At 52.9% G+C, this 15,724-nt stretch carries 15 protein-coding genes, 1 tRNA gene and 1 pseudogene; 3 read left to right on the top strand and 14 right to left on the bottom strand.

Going from position 1 to position 15,724, the window contains the following annotated elements; all coding sequences use genetic code 11:
• A partial coding sequence (locus C8R31_RS13270; protein WP_146164600.1) for a PEP-CTERM sorting domain-containing protein occupies positions 1-158 on the top strand: 158 nt, incomplete at its 5' end.
• A gap of 703 nt (positions 159-861) precedes the next feature.
• Here C8R31_RS13270 and C8R31_RS16335 read toward each other — a convergent pair.
• Together C8R31_RS16335 and C8R31_RS16825 are read right to left on the bottom strand one after the other, a co-directional pair.
• On the bottom strand, positions 862-915 hold the full coding sequence (locus C8R31_RS16335; RefSeq protein ID WP_258192709.1) for a hypothetical protein: 54 nt from the start codon (positions 913-915) through the stop codon (positions 862-864).
• Positions 916-1,682: 767 nt separating this feature from the next.
• Positions 1,683-2,162, bottom strand: coding sequence for a helix-turn-helix domain-containing protein (locus C8R31_RS16825; RefSeq protein ID WP_181320604.1), 480 nt, complete (start codon positions 2,160-2,162; stop codon positions 1,683-1,685).
• Between the two features lie 617 nt (positions 2,163-2,779).
• Here C8R31_RS16825 and C8R31_RS16820 point away from each other — a divergent pair.
• Positions 2,780-3,425: pseudogene (locus C8R31_RS16820) on the top strand (SOS response-associated peptidase).
• Positions 3,426-3,603: 178 nt separating this feature from the next.
• Here the strand turns inward: C8R31_RS16820 and C8R31_RS13245 are convergent.
• Complete coding sequence (locus C8R31_RS13245; RefSeq protein WP_107694563.1) at positions 3,604-4,350, bottom strand: HAF repeat-containing PEP-CTERM protein; 747 nt, start codon at positions 4,348-4,350, stop codon at positions 3,604-3,606.
• A 719-nt stretch (positions 4,351-5,069) separates the two neighbouring features.
• Here C8R31_RS13245 and C8R31_RS13240 point away from each other — a divergent pair.
• Positions 5,070-6,293, top strand: coding sequence for an HAF repeat-containing PEP-CTERM protein (locus tag C8R31_RS13240; protein WP_107694536.1), 1,224 nt, complete (start codon positions 5,070-5,072; stop codon positions 6,291-6,293).
• A gap of 284 nt (positions 6,294-6,577) precedes the next feature.
• On the opposite strand, the gene C8R31_RS13235 is transcribed toward C8R31_RS13240, so the two are convergent.
• The 11 genes from C8R31_RS13235 to dusB form a co-directional block, all read right to left on the bottom strand.
• The gene (locus C8R31_RS13235; protein WP_107694535.1) at positions 6,578-7,024 is read right to left on the bottom strand and encodes a hypothetical protein; all 447 of its coding nucleotides are present in this window, start codon (positions 7,022-7,024) and stop codon (positions 6,578-6,580) included.
• Between the two features lie 138 nt (positions 7,025-7,162).
• Entirely contained in the window at positions 7,163-7,453 is a 291-nt protein-coding gene (locus C8R31_RS13230; RefSeq protein ID WP_107694534.1) for a helix-turn-helix domain-containing protein, read from the bottom strand.
• Positions 7,454-7,464: 11 nt separating this feature from the next.
• A complete protein-coding gene (locus C8R31_RS13225; RefSeq protein ID WP_107694533.1) occupies positions 7,465-7,671 on the bottom strand; it encodes an AlpA family transcriptional regulator in 207 nt (68 codons plus the stop codon).
• A gap of 168 nt (positions 7,672-7,839) precedes the next feature.
• Positions 7,840-8,652, bottom strand: a complete 813-nt coding sequence (locus tag C8R31_RS13220) for a hypothetical protein (protein WP_107694532.1) — start codon at positions 8,650-8,652, stop codon at positions 7,840-7,842.
• 96 nt (positions 8,653-8,748) lie between these two features.
• Entirely contained in the window at positions 8,749-9,954 is a 1,206-nt protein-coding gene (locus C8R31_RS13215) for an integrase arm-type DNA-binding domain-containing protein (RefSeq protein WP_107694531.1), read from the bottom strand.
• 178 nt (positions 9,955-10,132) lie between these two features.
• Positions 10,133-10,208, bottom strand: a tRNA-Ala gene (locus tag C8R31_RS13210).
• Positions 10,209-10,311: 103 nt separating this feature from the next.
• The gene (hemF, locus tag C8R31_RS13205) at positions 10,312-11,220 is read right to left on the bottom strand and encodes an oxygen-dependent coproporphyrinogen oxidase (protein ID WP_107694530.1); all 909 of its coding nucleotides are present in this window, start codon (positions 11,218-11,220) and stop codon (positions 10,312-10,314) included.
• A 56-nt stretch (positions 11,221-11,276) separates the two neighbouring features.
• Complete coding sequence (purD, locus tag C8R31_RS13200) at positions 11,277-12,596, bottom strand: phosphoribosylamine--glycine ligase (protein WP_107694529.1); 1,320 nt, start codon at positions 12,594-12,596, stop codon at positions 11,277-11,279.
• A gap of 52 nt (positions 12,597-12,648) precedes the next feature.
• On the bottom strand, positions 12,649-14,208 hold the full coding sequence (gene purH, locus C8R31_RS13195) for a bifunctional phosphoribosylaminoimidazolecarboxamide formyltransferase/IMP cyclohydrolase (RefSeq protein WP_107694528.1): 1,560 nt from the start codon (positions 14,206-14,208) through the stop codon (positions 12,649-12,651).
• A gap of 108 nt (positions 14,209-14,316) precedes the next feature.
• Positions 14,317-14,559, bottom strand: a complete 243-nt coding sequence (locus C8R31_RS13190; RefSeq protein WP_107694527.1) for a helix-turn-helix domain-containing protein — start codon at positions 14,557-14,559, stop codon at positions 14,317-14,319.
• Positions 14,556-15,569, bottom strand: a complete 1,014-nt coding sequence (dusB, locus tag C8R31_RS13185; protein WP_107694526.1) for a tRNA dihydrouridine synthase DusB — start codon at positions 15,567-15,569, stop codon at positions 14,556-14,558. Before dusB ends, C8R31_RS13190 begins: the two co-directional genes overlap by 4 nt.
• Positions 15,570-15,724: the final 155 nt, after the last annotated feature.

Here is a 15,724-nt window from a genome sequence, read left to right as displayed (position 1 = left end):
CAGCGAGTGCAGTAGCCCCGACCTCTGTCCCTGAGCCGGCGACCTACGCACTAATTTTGATGGGACTGGGTATGGTCGGCTGGACGCGCCGCAGGCACCAAGGTCTCGACAGAGGCCTTGGTGTCCAGGACCGTATCGGACTACTTCACAGTGGTTAGTGGTGGGACGAGGAGGATCGAACAAGCCTCGAAACCCTCATGAATAAAAGGCTCTAAAACACCACCCAGAAATATGCCCCCATAACCTCGTCCCCATCCTAAACATCCTGTGGATAAACTCAGCAGTAAAGAGTATAACGACAAACGCCTGGCCTCTTCTCCGACTCGGGCAGGTTCTATCATGTTAAGGCCCCTATATATCACATATCACGCTGCTCAGTAGTCTCCTGACGGCGTGTGTCACAGCCCCCACTCGCTCTGATAGTGGCGCTTTCAAGCTCACTCAACACGGCGAAATTCCCACCTCCAGCACTCAACCCTTCACAGATTGCTTGATGGATGGGTTCGACGCAAGTAGCTTAATGCTCACGAATGTTTCGGTTAGACAGCAGCGTCGTACTGAGCACAATCGTGTAGAAGTATTGACTCACTCATCAGTTCTGCTTAGCGCGGATGTCTTTGACATTGGTCGCGTCGAACTTTATGAAAGCTCGACCGCGGCTCTGATTAATTGATCTGGAGAACGCAAAGCTTTTGCTCGCTGCCTCAACCGCTTCCGCGGAGCGAGCTAGTCTCTTCCCAACCGACCGTCTGGCTCTACCAGAAGCCCTACAGGATTTAAGGGGTGGCTACCTACTATTGCCGGATCAATAAAAAACCCGCCGAGGCGGGTTATGTGAACCGCTTTATCTTGCTGGCGTGCTCAACTGCGGGAGCGGCGAAGACGCCATCCCAACAGACCCAGACCAGCCAACATCATGGCGTACGTTTCCGGTTCGGGAACGACTACAACAAAGTTAACTGACGGAGAAAAGTCGGACCCAGGGACTTGCACAGAAGCTGTGTGAGGTCCAAGGGCAAAGTTGCCGAAACTTCCAAACGATGTATCGAAGGACTGTGATGCAGTAATCGTTCCGGCAGCTGGCCCGTAGGGGAATGACGCGAGTGTCGCTGTCTCCGCCTGTTGACCATCTATGAACAGTGTGCCAGTGAGGGGATACAAGCCTGATTGTGCGGTAATGTTTGTCCACTCGTAATTCCAGATTCCAGAGGCACCTATAGAAATAGGCAAGTTATTCTGAAAGATCTGTTGACCAGCGGTAACACCAGTTACTTGTAATTGAGTTACTTCTGAAATATCCGGTATGTTAGCGTACGAATTTCCGGAATAAACGCACACACAAAACAAGACGAGACTGGAGGTTTTTTTCAGTGTTGCAAACACCTCTCGCGTCCTTGCTTTCCTTTGAATTGGATTTATTGCGTTATCTGCAATCATTTTCAGGGGGTTCTCCAGATTAGTATGCAGGTGATGCCCATCTCTATTGATGGATGGGCTACATCAAACACTTTGCCATGCTACATGAGAAAACTTGAAATACAAGCCCGAATTGATTGCAAAGCTTCTGGTAGAGCCGCGGGCCGGCCGTCTAGGAGGGAATAAAGAGGTCGAGCGAATAATGGACGTTTTTATTGTTGAGAGGAACTGGGTCGGGCTAGCTAAGTCACATCTTCCACAAGTAGTCATTCCCTGCGCACTAACCCCACAGGAGATCGCGAAATGACGGATGAAGAGAAGAGGCAACCTGAAGGCGGCCATTGGTCCGGGATGCTTGCAATTCGGTTACTGCTTTGGACTCTCATTTGCGCCTTGCTGGGAATTCTCCTGATCGGCAACTGAGTGAATGGACCCAAAATGCCTCTTGCTGTGGCAGTGTTACCTGGTGCTAGAACCGCTCTTTTTTGTCGAGGTTTTTTCAACATAGCGAGTAACTCGCTCTCAGCGGCGCTGTATCTGGATCTCGAACGACGACGCCAGTTCAGGTCGGGAGGAGATTTTATGCGTGTTCTCCGCGTCAAAAACTGATCAAGCGCCTCCCTATGCACGCGATAGACCCGTACATGTACATGTACAACTGGCAAGCCATCACCGATCATGCGCGAGACGGTGCGAACTGATACCTGCAGCTCTTTTGCTAGGTCTTTAAAGGTTAGGTAGGTCACCCCTAGTAGTATAGGCAAAAAAAGGGCAATAAAAACCCGGCCAAGAGGGCACCAGGCCGGGTCAGAGCGGAGGTTAAATCACGCTCCGCAATAAGATAATACCAGATTAATGAAGTGTCCCTACTTTAATTATGGGCAAGTAGACAACAAAAACCCGCCGAAGCGGGTGTAGGGGAAAGCGGTGTCCGCAATCGACCCTCGGAGAACAGAATGAATAGAGGGACACATCGGGATAGACACCAAAAAATAAGTACCCTTCGTCCAAAAACCAAGGGGCCTGTTCTATCCAACTCTACCAGAAGCCCTACAATCGATCTAAATTTGTTGGTGGCCAACTTCATATTCCCAGACGGAAAAAATTGGCATAGGGCGGCTGATCGAGCGCGTTTCCTTCTTTTTAACTTTTTTGTATAGATTTATAAAAGGGAAGTGAGACGAGCGGTTTCCGCTAAGAGATCACAGACTTTTTGCCTGCCCCCTCGCGCGCGCGTACTGCTGTACAAATGTAATAGTCGAGACCGCGAGTTGAGAAATACAGGCTGTTTTCTCGCTGCTAGCGGCGAGAACGACACAGCGATATATCTATCTTTTTCTTACTTGCCTTATGACTGGACAGAATGTGCGGCCGGTTTGAACAATCTGAAACACGGCGCTATTACGCAAACGCCCTTGGCGTTGACACAAGCGAGCATAGCTGGGAATACGGAGATCACATTGCCCACTACAATATCGCACTTGGCTTATGCCCTTGGATGATTACGCTCAACAATGGCGAGATTGAGCTTATCGGTATGACTTGGGGTTACAGGACTCCCCAAGAAGCTGCCGATAAAAAGAAAACATGGATATGTGCAAGGATAGAAAAGGCGAAAACTGGTCGATATTTCGGCACATGTTTCGTGAAGGACGAGTAATTGTCCCCGCCGGCGGCTGGTATGAATGGACGGAAGAGAATGGAAGAAAGCAGCGATGGTATATAACCCGTTGCTCGGCAAGCCCATATTCATGGCGGGCCTAACCGATTGGAAGCCCCAACAGCCTAAACAACCAGTACAAACGGTCGAAACAGGGTTTGTGATTGTTACGGAAGATTCAGGTGCGGGAATGGTTGATATTTATGACCGTCGACCGGTTGTATTAGAACCGGAAGACCATGGCACTTTATGGACGCCCAAATACCCGTTGAGGAAGCAGCACATCTTGCACGGTCTAAGTCGGTACCCACGGAAGAGTTCATGTGGTGGAAAGTGGACAGAACTGTAAACCGTCCCGATCCAGCCAATAATGGAAGCTATCTTTTGTCGCCGATCGCCTAGCGACGTGAGTATTGATCGCCCGGTCAACCCGACGATACGGCGTAGGCTTTGAAAAAATCCCTGTTTTTGACCTGGTAGCAGGCACAATAACCAAGCGACCTATCCCGGACTACAACCTCTGTATGTTAAAAAACTCCTTTATTTATCCCCCTTCGGTGCGCAATTAATCCGACTAGACCCAGGCCTGCAAGAAACAGCGCATAGACTTCCGGTTCCGGTACGATGGTTGCGAGGGCAATGACCTGTCCAGCATTATTGAGGCCGTGCGCCTCAATTAGAGTCACGCCAGGGGGCAGATGAACCAGGGAGTTGAGGTCCATCATGTTTGCGCCATTGGGGCCGGTGATGAAAGCATGTTGGTCTCCCCCGGCCGTGTCAGACCAACCCGCCACCTGTCCGGCGTCGTTGATACCAAGAGCAACGCTGAGATTACCGCCCAAATCACCGAGGTCCCTCATATCCATTCCGTCGGACCCGGTAATGAAAGCATGTGAAAGGCCCTCACCAGTGCCCGGGTCAGAATAACCCACAACCTGACCCGCGCCGTTGATGCCACTAGCAGAGCTGCTATAACCGCCCAAGGTGCCGAGGTCTCTCATGGCCATGCCGTCGGGGCCGGTGATGAAAGCGTGGATGACGCCTCCAGCCGTGTCAGAATAGCCCGCTACCTGCCCGGCGTCGTTGACCCCAGTAGCAATGCTGTTATTGCCGCCTAAAGTACCAAGGTCCGTCACCATCTTGCTGTTTAGGTCAATGAGGTATGAACGGCCTAATTCTTCTTGGGCTGCGACATGGGTGCCGAAACCCAGACTCCCAGAAAATGCCGCAGCAAGGATAAAGCCACGAACTTTGAAGCCACGGATGATTTTCATGATGAACCTCTTCAGTTTTTTTGGAGGGCGTCGGCCGGAAATCGCGGGACTATCAGCAAAACGTGTCATTTAAGGATAGATAAAAAAACAGTTTTTCTGAACTGCCTGTGGCTTTTTTTCGCTGAGCGACCGGTTTCCGTTCTTGCGCTACAGGGATCAAACGTACCCCCACCCCTATCAATTTCGCGGATGTGCGAGCGAATGTGCGAGACCGGTTTCCATCATACCCGCTAAGCTTTTTGACTCCCCTCATGGTGATGGGAAGGGGAAGAGTTAGTAAGATAGATTGGTAGTTCTAGAAAGGTGTACGCTCGGCGGGTCAATAGGTTTTGAAAAAGTGTCTCGACTCGTACTCCCGGCGGGTCAATTCATGCAATCCAAAAATTAATTGGTACGCTAGGCGGGTCAACCAACAAATGATTAACCCGCCCTCGGCAGGGTAGCAATGTTTGGAGCGCACGTTAAGTAACTTCTCGTCCAGGTTCAAAACTGTCAGTAGCATTGCGTATCTATGTTTCCTGGTTCTGGCATGGATAGCGCTCGAGCAGAAATTTCTTTTTCTTAATTTTTATCAAATAGCCTTGTCGTTGATCCAGATTGAATTTCGTGTGCCAAGAGAGAATAAAACGAGTTATCTGCTATCTTTCAGATAAGCGCTTGGTTTCCCTCGGCCGCTTGACAGTCTCACTCCAGTGGGAAAAAACAAAAGGAGGTTCGTCGTGAAAAGAATTTTTCATCTTAACATCCGTGGCTTTATCCTCGCTGCTGCATTTTCTGCTGGTCTGGGTTTCGGCACCAGTGCCTCCGCTGAACATTCATTCCTCATCGACCTCAACAGCAGGACAGTAACCGAACTTGGAACTTTAGGCGGCGATGGTACGGTCGCCGCGGACCTCAACGACGGGGCGCAGGTGGTGGGATATTCATACACGGCTGAAGGTAGTTACCGTGGCTTCATCACCGGCCCTAATGGCATGGGGATGAGAGATCTTGGGACTTTAGGTGGTAATAATTTTAGCCGTGCTTATGGCATCAACGAGGCGGGACAGGTGGTAGGATCTTCTTCTCCCTCTAATGACCTATATGAGCACGCTTTTATCACCGGCCCTGATGGCACGGGGATGAGGGACCTTGGCACTTTAGGCAGTTTTGGCAGCACTGCAGTTGGCATCAACAATGCCGGTCAGGTGACGGGATATTCTAATCAGGCAGGCTTCATTACCGGGCCCGATGGAATGGGCATGAGAGACCTTGGCACTTTCGGCCAGGGGGCGGTTTTCATCACACCTCGTAGCATCAACGGTGCCGGGCAGGTGGTTGGGTCTTCTGGAGCATCAGATTTACCTAGCCAAGCTTTCATCACCGGCCCCGACGGGACGGGGTTCAGAAACCTTGGCAGCCTCGGTGGGAATGATAGCGTTGCCACAGGCATTAACGATGCCGGACAGACGGTGGGAGCTTCTCTCACGGCTGAACGCACTTACCATGCCTTCATTACCGGTCCGGATGGAATGGGTATGACGGATCTTGGCACTTTAGGCGGTAATGATAGTGCTGCTCTGGACATCAACGACGCGGGCCAGGTGGTGGGTAATTCTGCCACGGCCGAAGGTGGCCGTTCTGTTTTTATTACCGGCCCTAATGGGGAAGGCATGATGGATCTCAATTCCCTAGTTAATCTTCCACCGCGGGTAACTCTAACAGACGCCGTGGCCATCAATAACAACGGGCAAGTGATTGCGATGGGTTTAATCCCCGAACCTGAAACGTATGCCTTAATGATTGCGGGTCTGGGATTGCTCGGATTTATGGTACGGCGCAAAAAAGGCAGCGAGCAGCAAGTCTCGTTACTCATATGTGTCATTTCTTTAATTTTCCAAGGAAAGGCGGTGCGGGCATCGCCCGCGGTAAAAATAGTTTTTCTCGATTGTCCGTGCAAATAAACGGCTGAGCGACCGGTTTCCGTTCTTGATCTAAAGAGATTTAACGTCGCCCACCCCTGTCAATTTCGCGGTTGTACGAGCGAATGTGCGAGACCAAGCTTTTTGACTCCCCCATCATGATGATGAAAAGGGGAAGAGTTAATAAGATAGATTGGTAGTTCTAGAAAGGTGTACGCTCGGCGGGTCAATTGGTTTTGAGATAATGCCTCGACTGGTACGCCCGGCGGGTCAATTCATGCAATCCAAATTAGGTTGGTACGCTGGGCGGGGCAATCATCGAGCAATTAACCCGCCTGGCGGGTCACCACTTTCAATTTTGGCAGGGGTGGCAGTGGCTCGTTTTTTCTCCATGTACCTCTGGGGCTACCAGTAGCACGCACGTCCAGCTTTCCCTTGCAGTCGTCTATTGCGTAAAACGTTATAGCGTAAAGAGTTGCCTTGTGCCTCCCGCCCTGCCGCGTCACTTCCAGCCAGTCTCCCGCCAGCAGTTCTTTCAATGCCTTGTTGAGCGTGTCCTTTGACTTCCACCCTCTAGGTTGCATCAAAGTCCATGCCGCGCATAGATCGCCGTTGTTGTCTCCCTTGTACTGGGCCAGCAGATCATTCAAAAGCTTGATTGCATGGGCTGAAAGGCGGGTAAAACTTTGGGTTCTTATCACCACGAAAGGCAGGGGCACGAAGCCCCCGCCCTCCCGTCTAGCTTGGGCGTCCTTGAATCGGTTTTTCCCCATGCCTAACCATTCGCAAGACGAGAAAGAAAGCGATACAAGCCCCACAGCTCGATTAAAGACAGCCCAGCCATATCACCCGTTAGCCCAAGGTGAGAAAATCGAACCATGGACATTTGCAGGCGTTCCGGCCAGTTTTCGTCATTCACGGCCTACCTCCGGCGCCAGCACATAGCGGGCAATGCGATGGGTACGCCCGCAATCTGTTGGCGCAGTCGTCCAGACCGTTGCTATGTCATGTCCTATTGCGCGTAACTCGAATACTCTCGCGGCAGGCATCAAAATATCCAGATCACGCCTGGCTTCAATGGTAGTGAGGTTCGACTCGCGTAATTTCTTCAGCAGCCTCATCCGTTGCGAATGGGCGCTATTATCGTTATAGTTTGATTGCGTAGTATGGGCTGCCTTTGGGTGGCCTATTTTTTTGTCCATTATCAGCCCCTTTATTTGCTGGCTTCTATTCGGGATTGTGCCCATGCTTCGACATCTGCCGCATTCCAAGCGGTAGTGTTCTCGGACAACTTAATGGGCTTTGGAAAAGTACCTTTTTTTATCCAAGCCCAAATTGCCGAACCTGATACGTTGAGGCGGGCTTTCAGTTGTGGCAGACGGTAGAACTGCGGGAGAGCCTGTGGCGTTGCGTTTTCCATGAACTTAAATCTCCGTAGAGGTTTATGCGCATCTAGCACCGTGCTAGAGCGTCATGGGCGCATTTTGGCGACTAACAGGATGAGCTATAGAGGAGTGTATTGCGTTAAAAACGCAAAGAATGTTCCGCCGGAGCATTTTCCCGGTAAAAATGCTTAAATCTTCCGGGCTTACCCTTTTACGATCTTCCGAACATAGTCATTGTCAATATTCCATTGATCAACGATAACTGATGTTGTGACGGTAACGACGTCGTGAAGTGGCTGCCCGTAACACCTCTCACAATGGCCGGACAGAAACCGAATAAAATAGTGAAGCTCTGCGTTCCGTGAATTTGGTTTCTTAACTGAAGACTCATCCTCCGCGTACTGCGATGCCTTTTTACCGATGTCATTTAATACTTCAAGAATTGACGGAGTAATGTCAGAAAGAGAGAAACGAGCGTATGAAACGTCGTTCGGAGCATTCAAAACCTCCAGCAACCATTCAATTTGCTGGTCGTCCACAAGGTTATTTATTGAATAGTAGTCAAACCCGCTGGCTTTGTTTAAAAGAGATTGAAGTAACCCAGCCGCGTTTCGTATTTCTTGATAAAACGCTCTTCGCTCGGAGGGTGTTTGCCTCATATCACCCCTCCAACCTGTTATTCCCCACTCGCATGCTCTAAAAAAATTTGGGAAATCTTGGTCGCTTTTCGCACGCTTAATCAGAGACTTCCAAACATCCTTCATTCGAAGGTCTGTAATCAAAAGTTTTAGAAGTTCTGTGCCTTCTTTATAAGGGAGGCCAAACGATTTACGGTAAAGGCTACGGCGTATATCCTCGACGTTCTCTTTAGTAATGTTGCCTTCATACGTCTGCATCAGATCGGCAATAACAGTTTCCGGATCGCCCGTTTTAAATTTGCTCTCCAACGACCCTCCATCCATTCGCCTCTTATGTAGTTCAACAAGATTCTGAGGCGCCCATTCTGGATAAATCATTGCCAGTCCATTCTTGTTAATCCTGTAGGCGATCCATCCGGCCCGGTAAAGACTCCCGCTGTTATCTGCATCAGCGCAGACATGAAAATGACTTGGTTATGCTCGAAGTTGTACAACTTCTGCACCTGACACCAGCTCGTCGAGATAATCCGCCCACAACTGCATCATCTCGCGACGCTCTTTTAAAAACTTTGTGCGGTTGTATGCAGTGCCAAGCGTATCAGGCACTTTATGTGCCAATTGGTGTTCGATAACTTCCGGCTTTTGATGCAACTCTTCCGCAAGAATTGTTCGCGCCATTGCTCTAAACCCGTGTCCAGTGATCTCGGTTTTGGTGTCATACCCCATGCGACGCAACGCGGCATTGACAGCCGCATCGCTCATGGGTTTTTTCGGATCACGTCCGGGGAAAACGTAATGCCCATGTCCAGTTAGAGCATATAGATCACGCAACATCGCGACAGCTCGATCAGCTAACGGCACAGAATGCTCCGTCTTCGTCTTAGTGACAAAATAACGCCACTCAGCTTTATCAAGATCAAAATCTTTCCATTCAGCCCGACGGAGTTCGCCGGGCCGCACAAACAGCAAAGGGGCAAGACGCAAGGCAGTTTGCACAACAAATGTCCCTCGGAAAGCCTGAATCGCCCGCAGTAGTTCTCCAACCTGTACCGGATCAGTAATTGACGCAAAATGATTTTTCTTGGCTGGTGGTATAGCGCTTCTCAAATCCTGCGACGGATCGCGCTCCGCCCTCCCGGTAGCAACAGCGTAGCGAAAGACTTGTCCGCAATTCTGCTTTACGCGGTGCGCCGTATCTAAGGCCCCTCTGCTTTCGGTACGTCTGAGTACGCCCAATAATTCAGGGGCCTTAATGTCCGCAATCGGCTTGCTCCCAATCCACGGGAAAACGTCATTCTCCAATCTGTTGATGATCTTATTCGCATGACTTGCAGCCCAGGTATGCCGATGTTTCGTAAACCATTCACGGGCCACGGCCTCAAAACTGTTTTCGGCGTTCTCCCTCTTCGCTCGTTTAGATTGATGCTTGACTTCGCCGGGATCAATTACCTCAGCGAGCAGCTTACGGGCTTTTTCGCGGCGTTCACGAGCAAGGCTGAGGGGAACGTCAGGATAAACACCAAAAGCAAGACGCTTTTCTTTTCCTCCAAAACGGTACTTGAAGCGCCAGTATTTTGAGCCGTTCGGCATCACTTCAAGGTACATTCCCCCGCCGTCGGCCATCTTATATGGCTTGGCTTCCGGCTTTGCCTTGCGTGCCGCCACATCGTTCAGCTTCATGATGTACAGGTGATTGGGGGCATCAATTCTGCTTTGGGGGCATATATGATCAAATTATGCCCCCTTTACTACCTTGATTGCAATAGATGAGAATGAACGGCAGAAAACAAAAAACCCGCAAATCACTTGGATTTACGCGGGTTCTATGTATGGAGCTGGACTACTTTGGACAGGGTATTGGTGGAGACGAGGAGGATCGAACTCCCGACCTTCGCATTGCGAACGCGACGCTCTCCCAGCTGAGCTACGTCCCCATTTTGTTGCGTATTTTATAACAAACCGCGGCGCCATAGTATGACGCTGCGGAGTAATAACAGTTTCAAGTTTCATATTGTGGCGAAGTGAGACTACCAAGCCTTACACCCAATCCTTCCCAATCAAAAAATCCTTGTATAGCCTATCTTCTGCACTGCCCGCCTCGGGTTTCCAGTCATAGCGCCATTTCACGATTGGCGGTAGCGACATGAGAATCGATTCCGTTCGACCGCCCGATTGCAGGCCGAATAGTGTTCCCCTGTCCCACACGAGGTTGAACTCAACATAGCGGCCCCGGCGGTATGCCTGGAAATCGCGTTCGCGTTCGCCGTAAGGCGTATTCAGGCGGCGCTCCAGTATCGGTACGTAGGCTTCAAGAAAATGATCGCCCACGCTTTGGGTGAGGTTGAAGCAGCTTTCGAAATCGGGCTTGCCTAAATCATCGAAGAAAATGCCGCCGATGCCGCGCGGCTCCTTGCGGTGTTTAAGGTAAAAATACTCGTCGCACCACTTCTTGAAGCGGGGGTAGTAGTCCCCGCCAAAAGGCTGCAATGCGTTTTTGCATGTCTGGTGGAAATGAACAGCGTCTTCCTCGAATCCATAATAGGGCGTCAAATCCATGCCGCCGCCGAACCACCAGACCGGCTCGGCGCCTTCCTTGCGCGCTTCGAGATAGCGCACATTCAGATGCACAGTAGGCGCATACGGGTTGCGGGGATGCAGCACGAGCGATACGCCCATGGCCTCGAACCCACGCCCCGATAGTTCGGGCCTCGCAGCCGTGGCGGAAGCAGGCAGGCCGCCGCCGAACACGTGCGAGTAATTCACGCCTCCGCGCTCGAGCACGTTACCCTCTTCCATCACGCAGCTCAGGCCGCCGCCGCCTTCGGCGCGTTCCCATTGGTCGCGGCGGAAACGCGTACCGTCCACCTCTTCAATCCGCTCGACAATGCGTTGCTGAAGTCCGGTAAAAAACTCCCTGGCTTGCTGTGCGGTGCTTGCATTGCTCATGCTGTCTCCTGATAAGCGCCAGTTTTGTTATTTTTCATCATCGAGTTGCCACCACTCTATTTGCGGGGATGATTGATTGCCCGGTAGCCAATGTCGTGGCGCAGCTGGCAGCCGTCGAAATGGATCTGGTCGGCGATTTCATAGGCCCGGCGTTGCGCCACCTTGACACTATCGGCAAGCGCGGCAACGCATAGCACGCGACCTCCCGCAGTTATGATCTCCTTGCCGTTCTCCCCACCCAAGGCCGTGCCGGCGTGGAATATGAAAAAATCTTTTTCCTGCGTTTCCATGGCCTGAGCTTCCTTCAAACCATGAATCGCATCTCCCTTGCGCGGCGAATTGGGATAACCCTCTGCCGCGAGCACCACGCCCAAGGCGGTGCGGCGATCCCACTCAGCCTCTATTTTGTTAAGGTTTCCGTATATCCCATGCTCGATCAGGGTGATGAAATTGCTTTTCAGGCGCAACATGATGACCTCGGTTTCCGGGTCGCCCATGCGACAATTGAACTCGAGCACCTTGATGCCGCCATTGGGCGTAATCATCAGGCCGGCATAGAGAAAGCCGGTGTAGCGTTCACCATCCTGCGCCATGCCGTTTACCGCCGGCTGGATGACCTCGCGCATGATCCTCGCGTGCAGGGTCGGCGTAATCATGGGGGCGGGCGAGTAGGCGCCCATTCCGCCGGTGTTGGGTCCCTGGTCGCCTTCCTTGAGGCGCTTGTGATCCTGACTGGTTGCAAGCGGCAGCACATGATGGCCGTCTGACATCACAATAAAGCTGACTTCCTCGCCTTCCAGAAACTCCTCGATCACAACCCGCGCAGCGGCGTTACCGCCCTGTGCATGATCTTCCGCCAACATGGCATCGACCGCCGCATGTGCTTCTTCGAGCGTCACCGCCACTACCACGCCTTTGCCGGCCGCCAGTCCGTCGGCCTTGATGACGATAGGCGCGCCCTTCTCATCCAGATAGCGATGGGCCTCAGCTGCGGAAGTAAAGGTTGCGTAAGCGGCGGTGGGAATGCCGTGGCGCTGCATGAATGCCTTGGCGTAATCCTTGGAGGTTTCCAAGCGCGCAGCTTGCCTCGTGGGTCCAAAAATCTTCAGGCCAGCCGCGCGGAACGCATCGACGATGCCCTCGGCCAGAGGCGCCTCGGGCCCGACTACGGTGAACCCGATCGATTCTTTTTTTGCGAATTCGACCAGCTCGGGGATAGCCGTGATGGGAAGATTTTCCAGGCCCTCCTCCAGCGCTGTGCCCGCGTTTCCAGGAGCGACATAAACAGTCATGGGGCGGGCGGTACGGTGCGACTTGAGCAGCTTCCAGGCCAAAGCATGCTCCCTGCCGCCGCCGCCGATTACAAGTAGTTTCATTATTTTTTGTTATTTACGGATGGGCCTAAATCAACTGATTCAATATCTAAATTCAGTGCCTGAAATGGCGTACGCCGGTGAACACAATCGCCACTCCCTGCTCATCCGCGGCAGCTATAACTTCTTCGTCGCGCACGCTGCCACCAGGCTGGATGACCGAGGCGGCTCCCGCCTGAACGACGATATCCAGCCCATCGCGAAAAGGGAAGAACGCGTCCGAGGCGACCGCTGAACCGGCGAGACTAAGTCCGGCATTCTGCGCTTTAATGGAGGCGATGCGGGCGCTATCCACCCGGCTCATCTGCCCCGCCCCCACGCCGAGCGTCTGACCGTTAGCGCAAAACACGATGGCATTGGATTTCACGAATTTTGCCACGCGCCACGCAAACAGCAAATCCTGAAGTTGCTGCGGCGTCGGCTGCGCCTTGGTCACAACTTTCAGTTGCGCGGCTGTGACATTAAGCGTATCCGGTGTCTGTACCAGCAGCCCCCCGCCCACGCGCTTGAAGTCAAAGGCGTTGCTACCGGTCTGGAAAGGCACGGTCAGCACACGTACGTTGGTTTTGCGGGCGAGTATCTGCTGGGCCTCGCTGGTGAGTTGCGGGGCGATGATCACTTCGACGAATTGCTTGCTCACTGCCTCCGCTGCCGGGCCGTCCAGCACACGGTTGAAAGCGATGATGCCGCCGAAAGCGGAGGTGGGATCGGTGGCAAAAGCGAGCTTGTATGCGGCCAGCGGCGTATCGGATACAGCCACGCCACAGGGGTTGGCATGCTTGATGATGACGCAGGCGGGCAACTCAAAGGTTTTGACGCATTCCCACGCGGCATCCGCATCGGCGATATTGTTGTATGAGAGTTCCTTGCCCTGCAACTGCGTATAGCTCGCAAGGCTTCCCGCCGCGGGTTCCCGCTCGCGGTAGAAGGCAGCCTGCTGATGGGGGTTTTCGCCGTACCGCAAATCCTGGGCAATATTGAAATTGAGATTAAGCCGCTCGGGAAATGCCTGGCGCTCTCCGCCTTCGCCTTCCAGCGAAGTGAGGTAATTGCTGATGGCGCTGTCGTAAGCGGCGGTATGCGAGAATGCCTTGCAGGCCAGGCGGAAGCGGTACTCCGGGGAAACCGCGCCGGATGATTTGATCTCGGTCAATACCGGGGCATAGTCTGCCGGATCGGTGACGACACCGACGCTCCTGTAGTTCTTTGCCGCGGCGCGAACCATGGCCGGGCCGCCAATATCGATATTCTCGATGGCTTCGTCGAACGTGAAATCGAGGCGAGCCACGGTTTGCGTAAAGGGATAAAGATTCACCACCACCAACTCGATGGTTGGGATGGCAGCCTTTTCGATGGCCGCCATGTGCTCGGGGAGGTCTTTTCGCGCCAGAATCCCGGCGTGTATTTTCGGATGCAGGGTTTTGACCCGTCCATCGAGCATTTCCGGAAAACCGGTGTAGTCGCCGACTTCGGTCACCTCCAGGCCGGCATCCTTTAAGAGCTTGGCAGTGCCGCCGGTGGAGAGAATCGCTACGCCGAGATGGCTTAGCTCGCGCGCAAATTCGACAATGCCGGTTTTGTCGGAAACACTGATGAGGGCTTTTTTAATGGACATCAAGAATTGGCTGGCAGGGCTGGCGGACCGGAATGGCGGAAATGGCTGGCATGGCTGATTAGCTCGGATTCATACGCCGCGCGATTCAATCGCGCAGAGGCTATTGGCCTATTTGATCTGATACTGCTTCATTTTATTGCGGAGCGTGTTGCGGTTGATGCCGAGCAATTCGGCTGCGCGGGTCTGATTGCCCCCGGCATAATTCATCACCAGCTCGATGAGCGGCTTTTCCACGCTGCGTATGACCATATCGTGAATGGCATGAGGCTTTTCGCCGTCCAAATCATTGAAATAATCTTCCACCGCCTTACGCACGCAACGGGCGATATCGTTTTCGTTAATTATACTCATGCTGCCAGCTCCTCAGCCTCAACATAAGTCAACTGCCGCCCATAACCGGCGAGCTGGCTGAAAAATTCGTTTACGGCCGCCAATTGCTGGTCCGTGCTTTGCAACTGGTTCATGGCGTGGCGGAACGAGGCGGAACCGACCAGCCCCTTGGTGTACCAGGAGATGTGCTTGCGGGCGATGCGCACGCCGGAATACTCGCCGTAAAAAGAGTAGAGGTCCTGCAAATGGTTGATGAGCACGCGGTGAATCTCGGCCACTTCCGGCAGCGGAAGATGCTCGCCGGTTGCCAGATAATGGCTGATCTCCCGGAATATCCACGGTCGCCCCTGGGCGGCGCGGCCGATCATGATCGCATCGGCCCTGGTGTATTCGAGCACGTGCTTGGCTTTCTCGGGCGTAGTGATATCGCCATTGGCGATGACGGGGATTTTCACCGCGGCTTTTACCGCGGCGATGGTGTCGTACTCCGCGTGTCCCGCATAAGCGCAAGCACGAGTACGGCCATGAATCGCCAGCACCTGGATTCCCGCGCTCTCGGCGATGCGCGCCACGGCAAGCGCGTTTCTATGCTGCGTGTCCCACCCGGTACGTATCTTCAGGGTGACAGGCACGTCTACCGCCCCGACTACAGCATCGAGGATCCGGCCAACCAGCGGCTGATCCTGCAATAATGCGGAACCGGCCATCACGTTGCAAATTTTCTTGGCGGGACAACCCATATTGATATCGATGATCTGCGCGCCCTGCGCAACGTTGTAGCGAGCCGCTTCAGCCATCATCGCCGGGTCCGCGCCCGCGATCTGCACTGAGATCGGATCCACTTCGCCTTCGTGATTTGCGCGGCGACGCGTCTTCTCCGATCCCCACAGCAGCGAGTTGCTCGATACCATTTCAGACACAGCCATGCCGGCGCCCATGCTCTTGCACAACTGCCGGAAAGGACGATCGGTCACCCCTGCCATGGGGGCAACGATAAGATTGTTTTTGAGAATGTGGGAACCGATCTGCATAATCTAGTTTAACGGAAACGCCAGCCGCGGCAAGCTGGGCGGGGATAAAACAACACCATTTTAACAGGAAACCGCAAAGGCTTCTGAAACAGGCCTCCGGCGGAGGCCTAATAGCAGCAACTAGCGTACAACCTTACCCTGAAACAGGTAACTCC

Origin of the sequence: Nitrosospira sp. Nsp2, assembly GCF_003050965.1 — a bacterium.
Classification (GTDB): domain Bacteria; phylum Pseudomonadota; class Gammaproteobacteria; order Burkholderiales; family Nitrosomonadaceae; genus Nitrosospira.
The sequence above is the reverse complement of the archived record's forward strand: the minus strand, read 5'-3'. Positions and strand labels throughout refer to the sequence as shown.

What these genes read in the sequence shown, in the direction of transcription:
- C8R31_RS13245 (WP_107694563.1), bottom strand. Translation starts at nt 4,350, where the DNA reads ATGAAAATCATCCGTGGCTTCAAAGTTCGTGGCTTTATCCTTGCTGCG.
- C8R31_RS13235 (WP_107694535.1), bottom strand. Translation starts at nt 7,024, where the DNA reads ATGGGGAAAAACCGATTCAAGGACGCCCAAGCTAGACGGGAGGGCGGG.
- C8R31_RS13230 (WP_107694534.1), bottom strand. Translation starts at nt 7,453, where the DNA reads ATGGACAAAAAAATAGGCCACCCAAAGGCAGCCCATACTACGCAATCA.
- C8R31_RS13225 (WP_107694533.1), bottom strand. Translation starts at nt 7,671, where the DNA reads ATGGAAAACGCAACGCCACAGGCTCTCCCGCAGTTCTACCGTCTGCCA.
- C8R31_RS13220 (WP_107694532.1), bottom strand. Translation starts at nt 8,652, where the DNA reads ATGATTTATCCAGAATGGGCGCCTCAGAATCTTGTTGAACTACATAAG.
- C8R31_RS13215 (WP_107694531.1), bottom strand. Translation starts at nt 9,954, where the DNA reads ATGAAGCTGAACGATGTGGCGGCACGCAAGGCAAAGCCGGAAGCCAAG.
- hemF (WP_107694530.1), bottom strand. Translation starts at nt 11,220, where the DNA reads ATGAGCAATGCAAGCACCGCACAGCAAGCCAGGGAGTTTTTTACCGGA.
- purD (WP_107694529.1), bottom strand. Translation starts at nt 12,596, where the DNA reads ATGAAACTACTTGTAATCGGCGGCGGCGGCAGGGAGCATGCTTTGGCC.
- purH (WP_107694528.1), bottom strand. Translation starts at nt 14,208, where the DNA reads ATGTCCATTAAAAAAGCCCTCATCAGTGTTTCCGACAAAACCGGCATT.
- C8R31_RS13190 (WP_107694527.1), bottom strand. Translation starts at nt 14,559, where the DNA reads ATGAGTATAATTAACGAAAACGATATCGCCCGTTGCGTGCGTAAGGCG.
- dusB (WP_107694526.1), bottom strand. Translation starts at nt 15,569, where the DNA reads ATGCAGATCGGTTCCCACATTCTCAAAAACAATCTTATCGTTGCCCCC.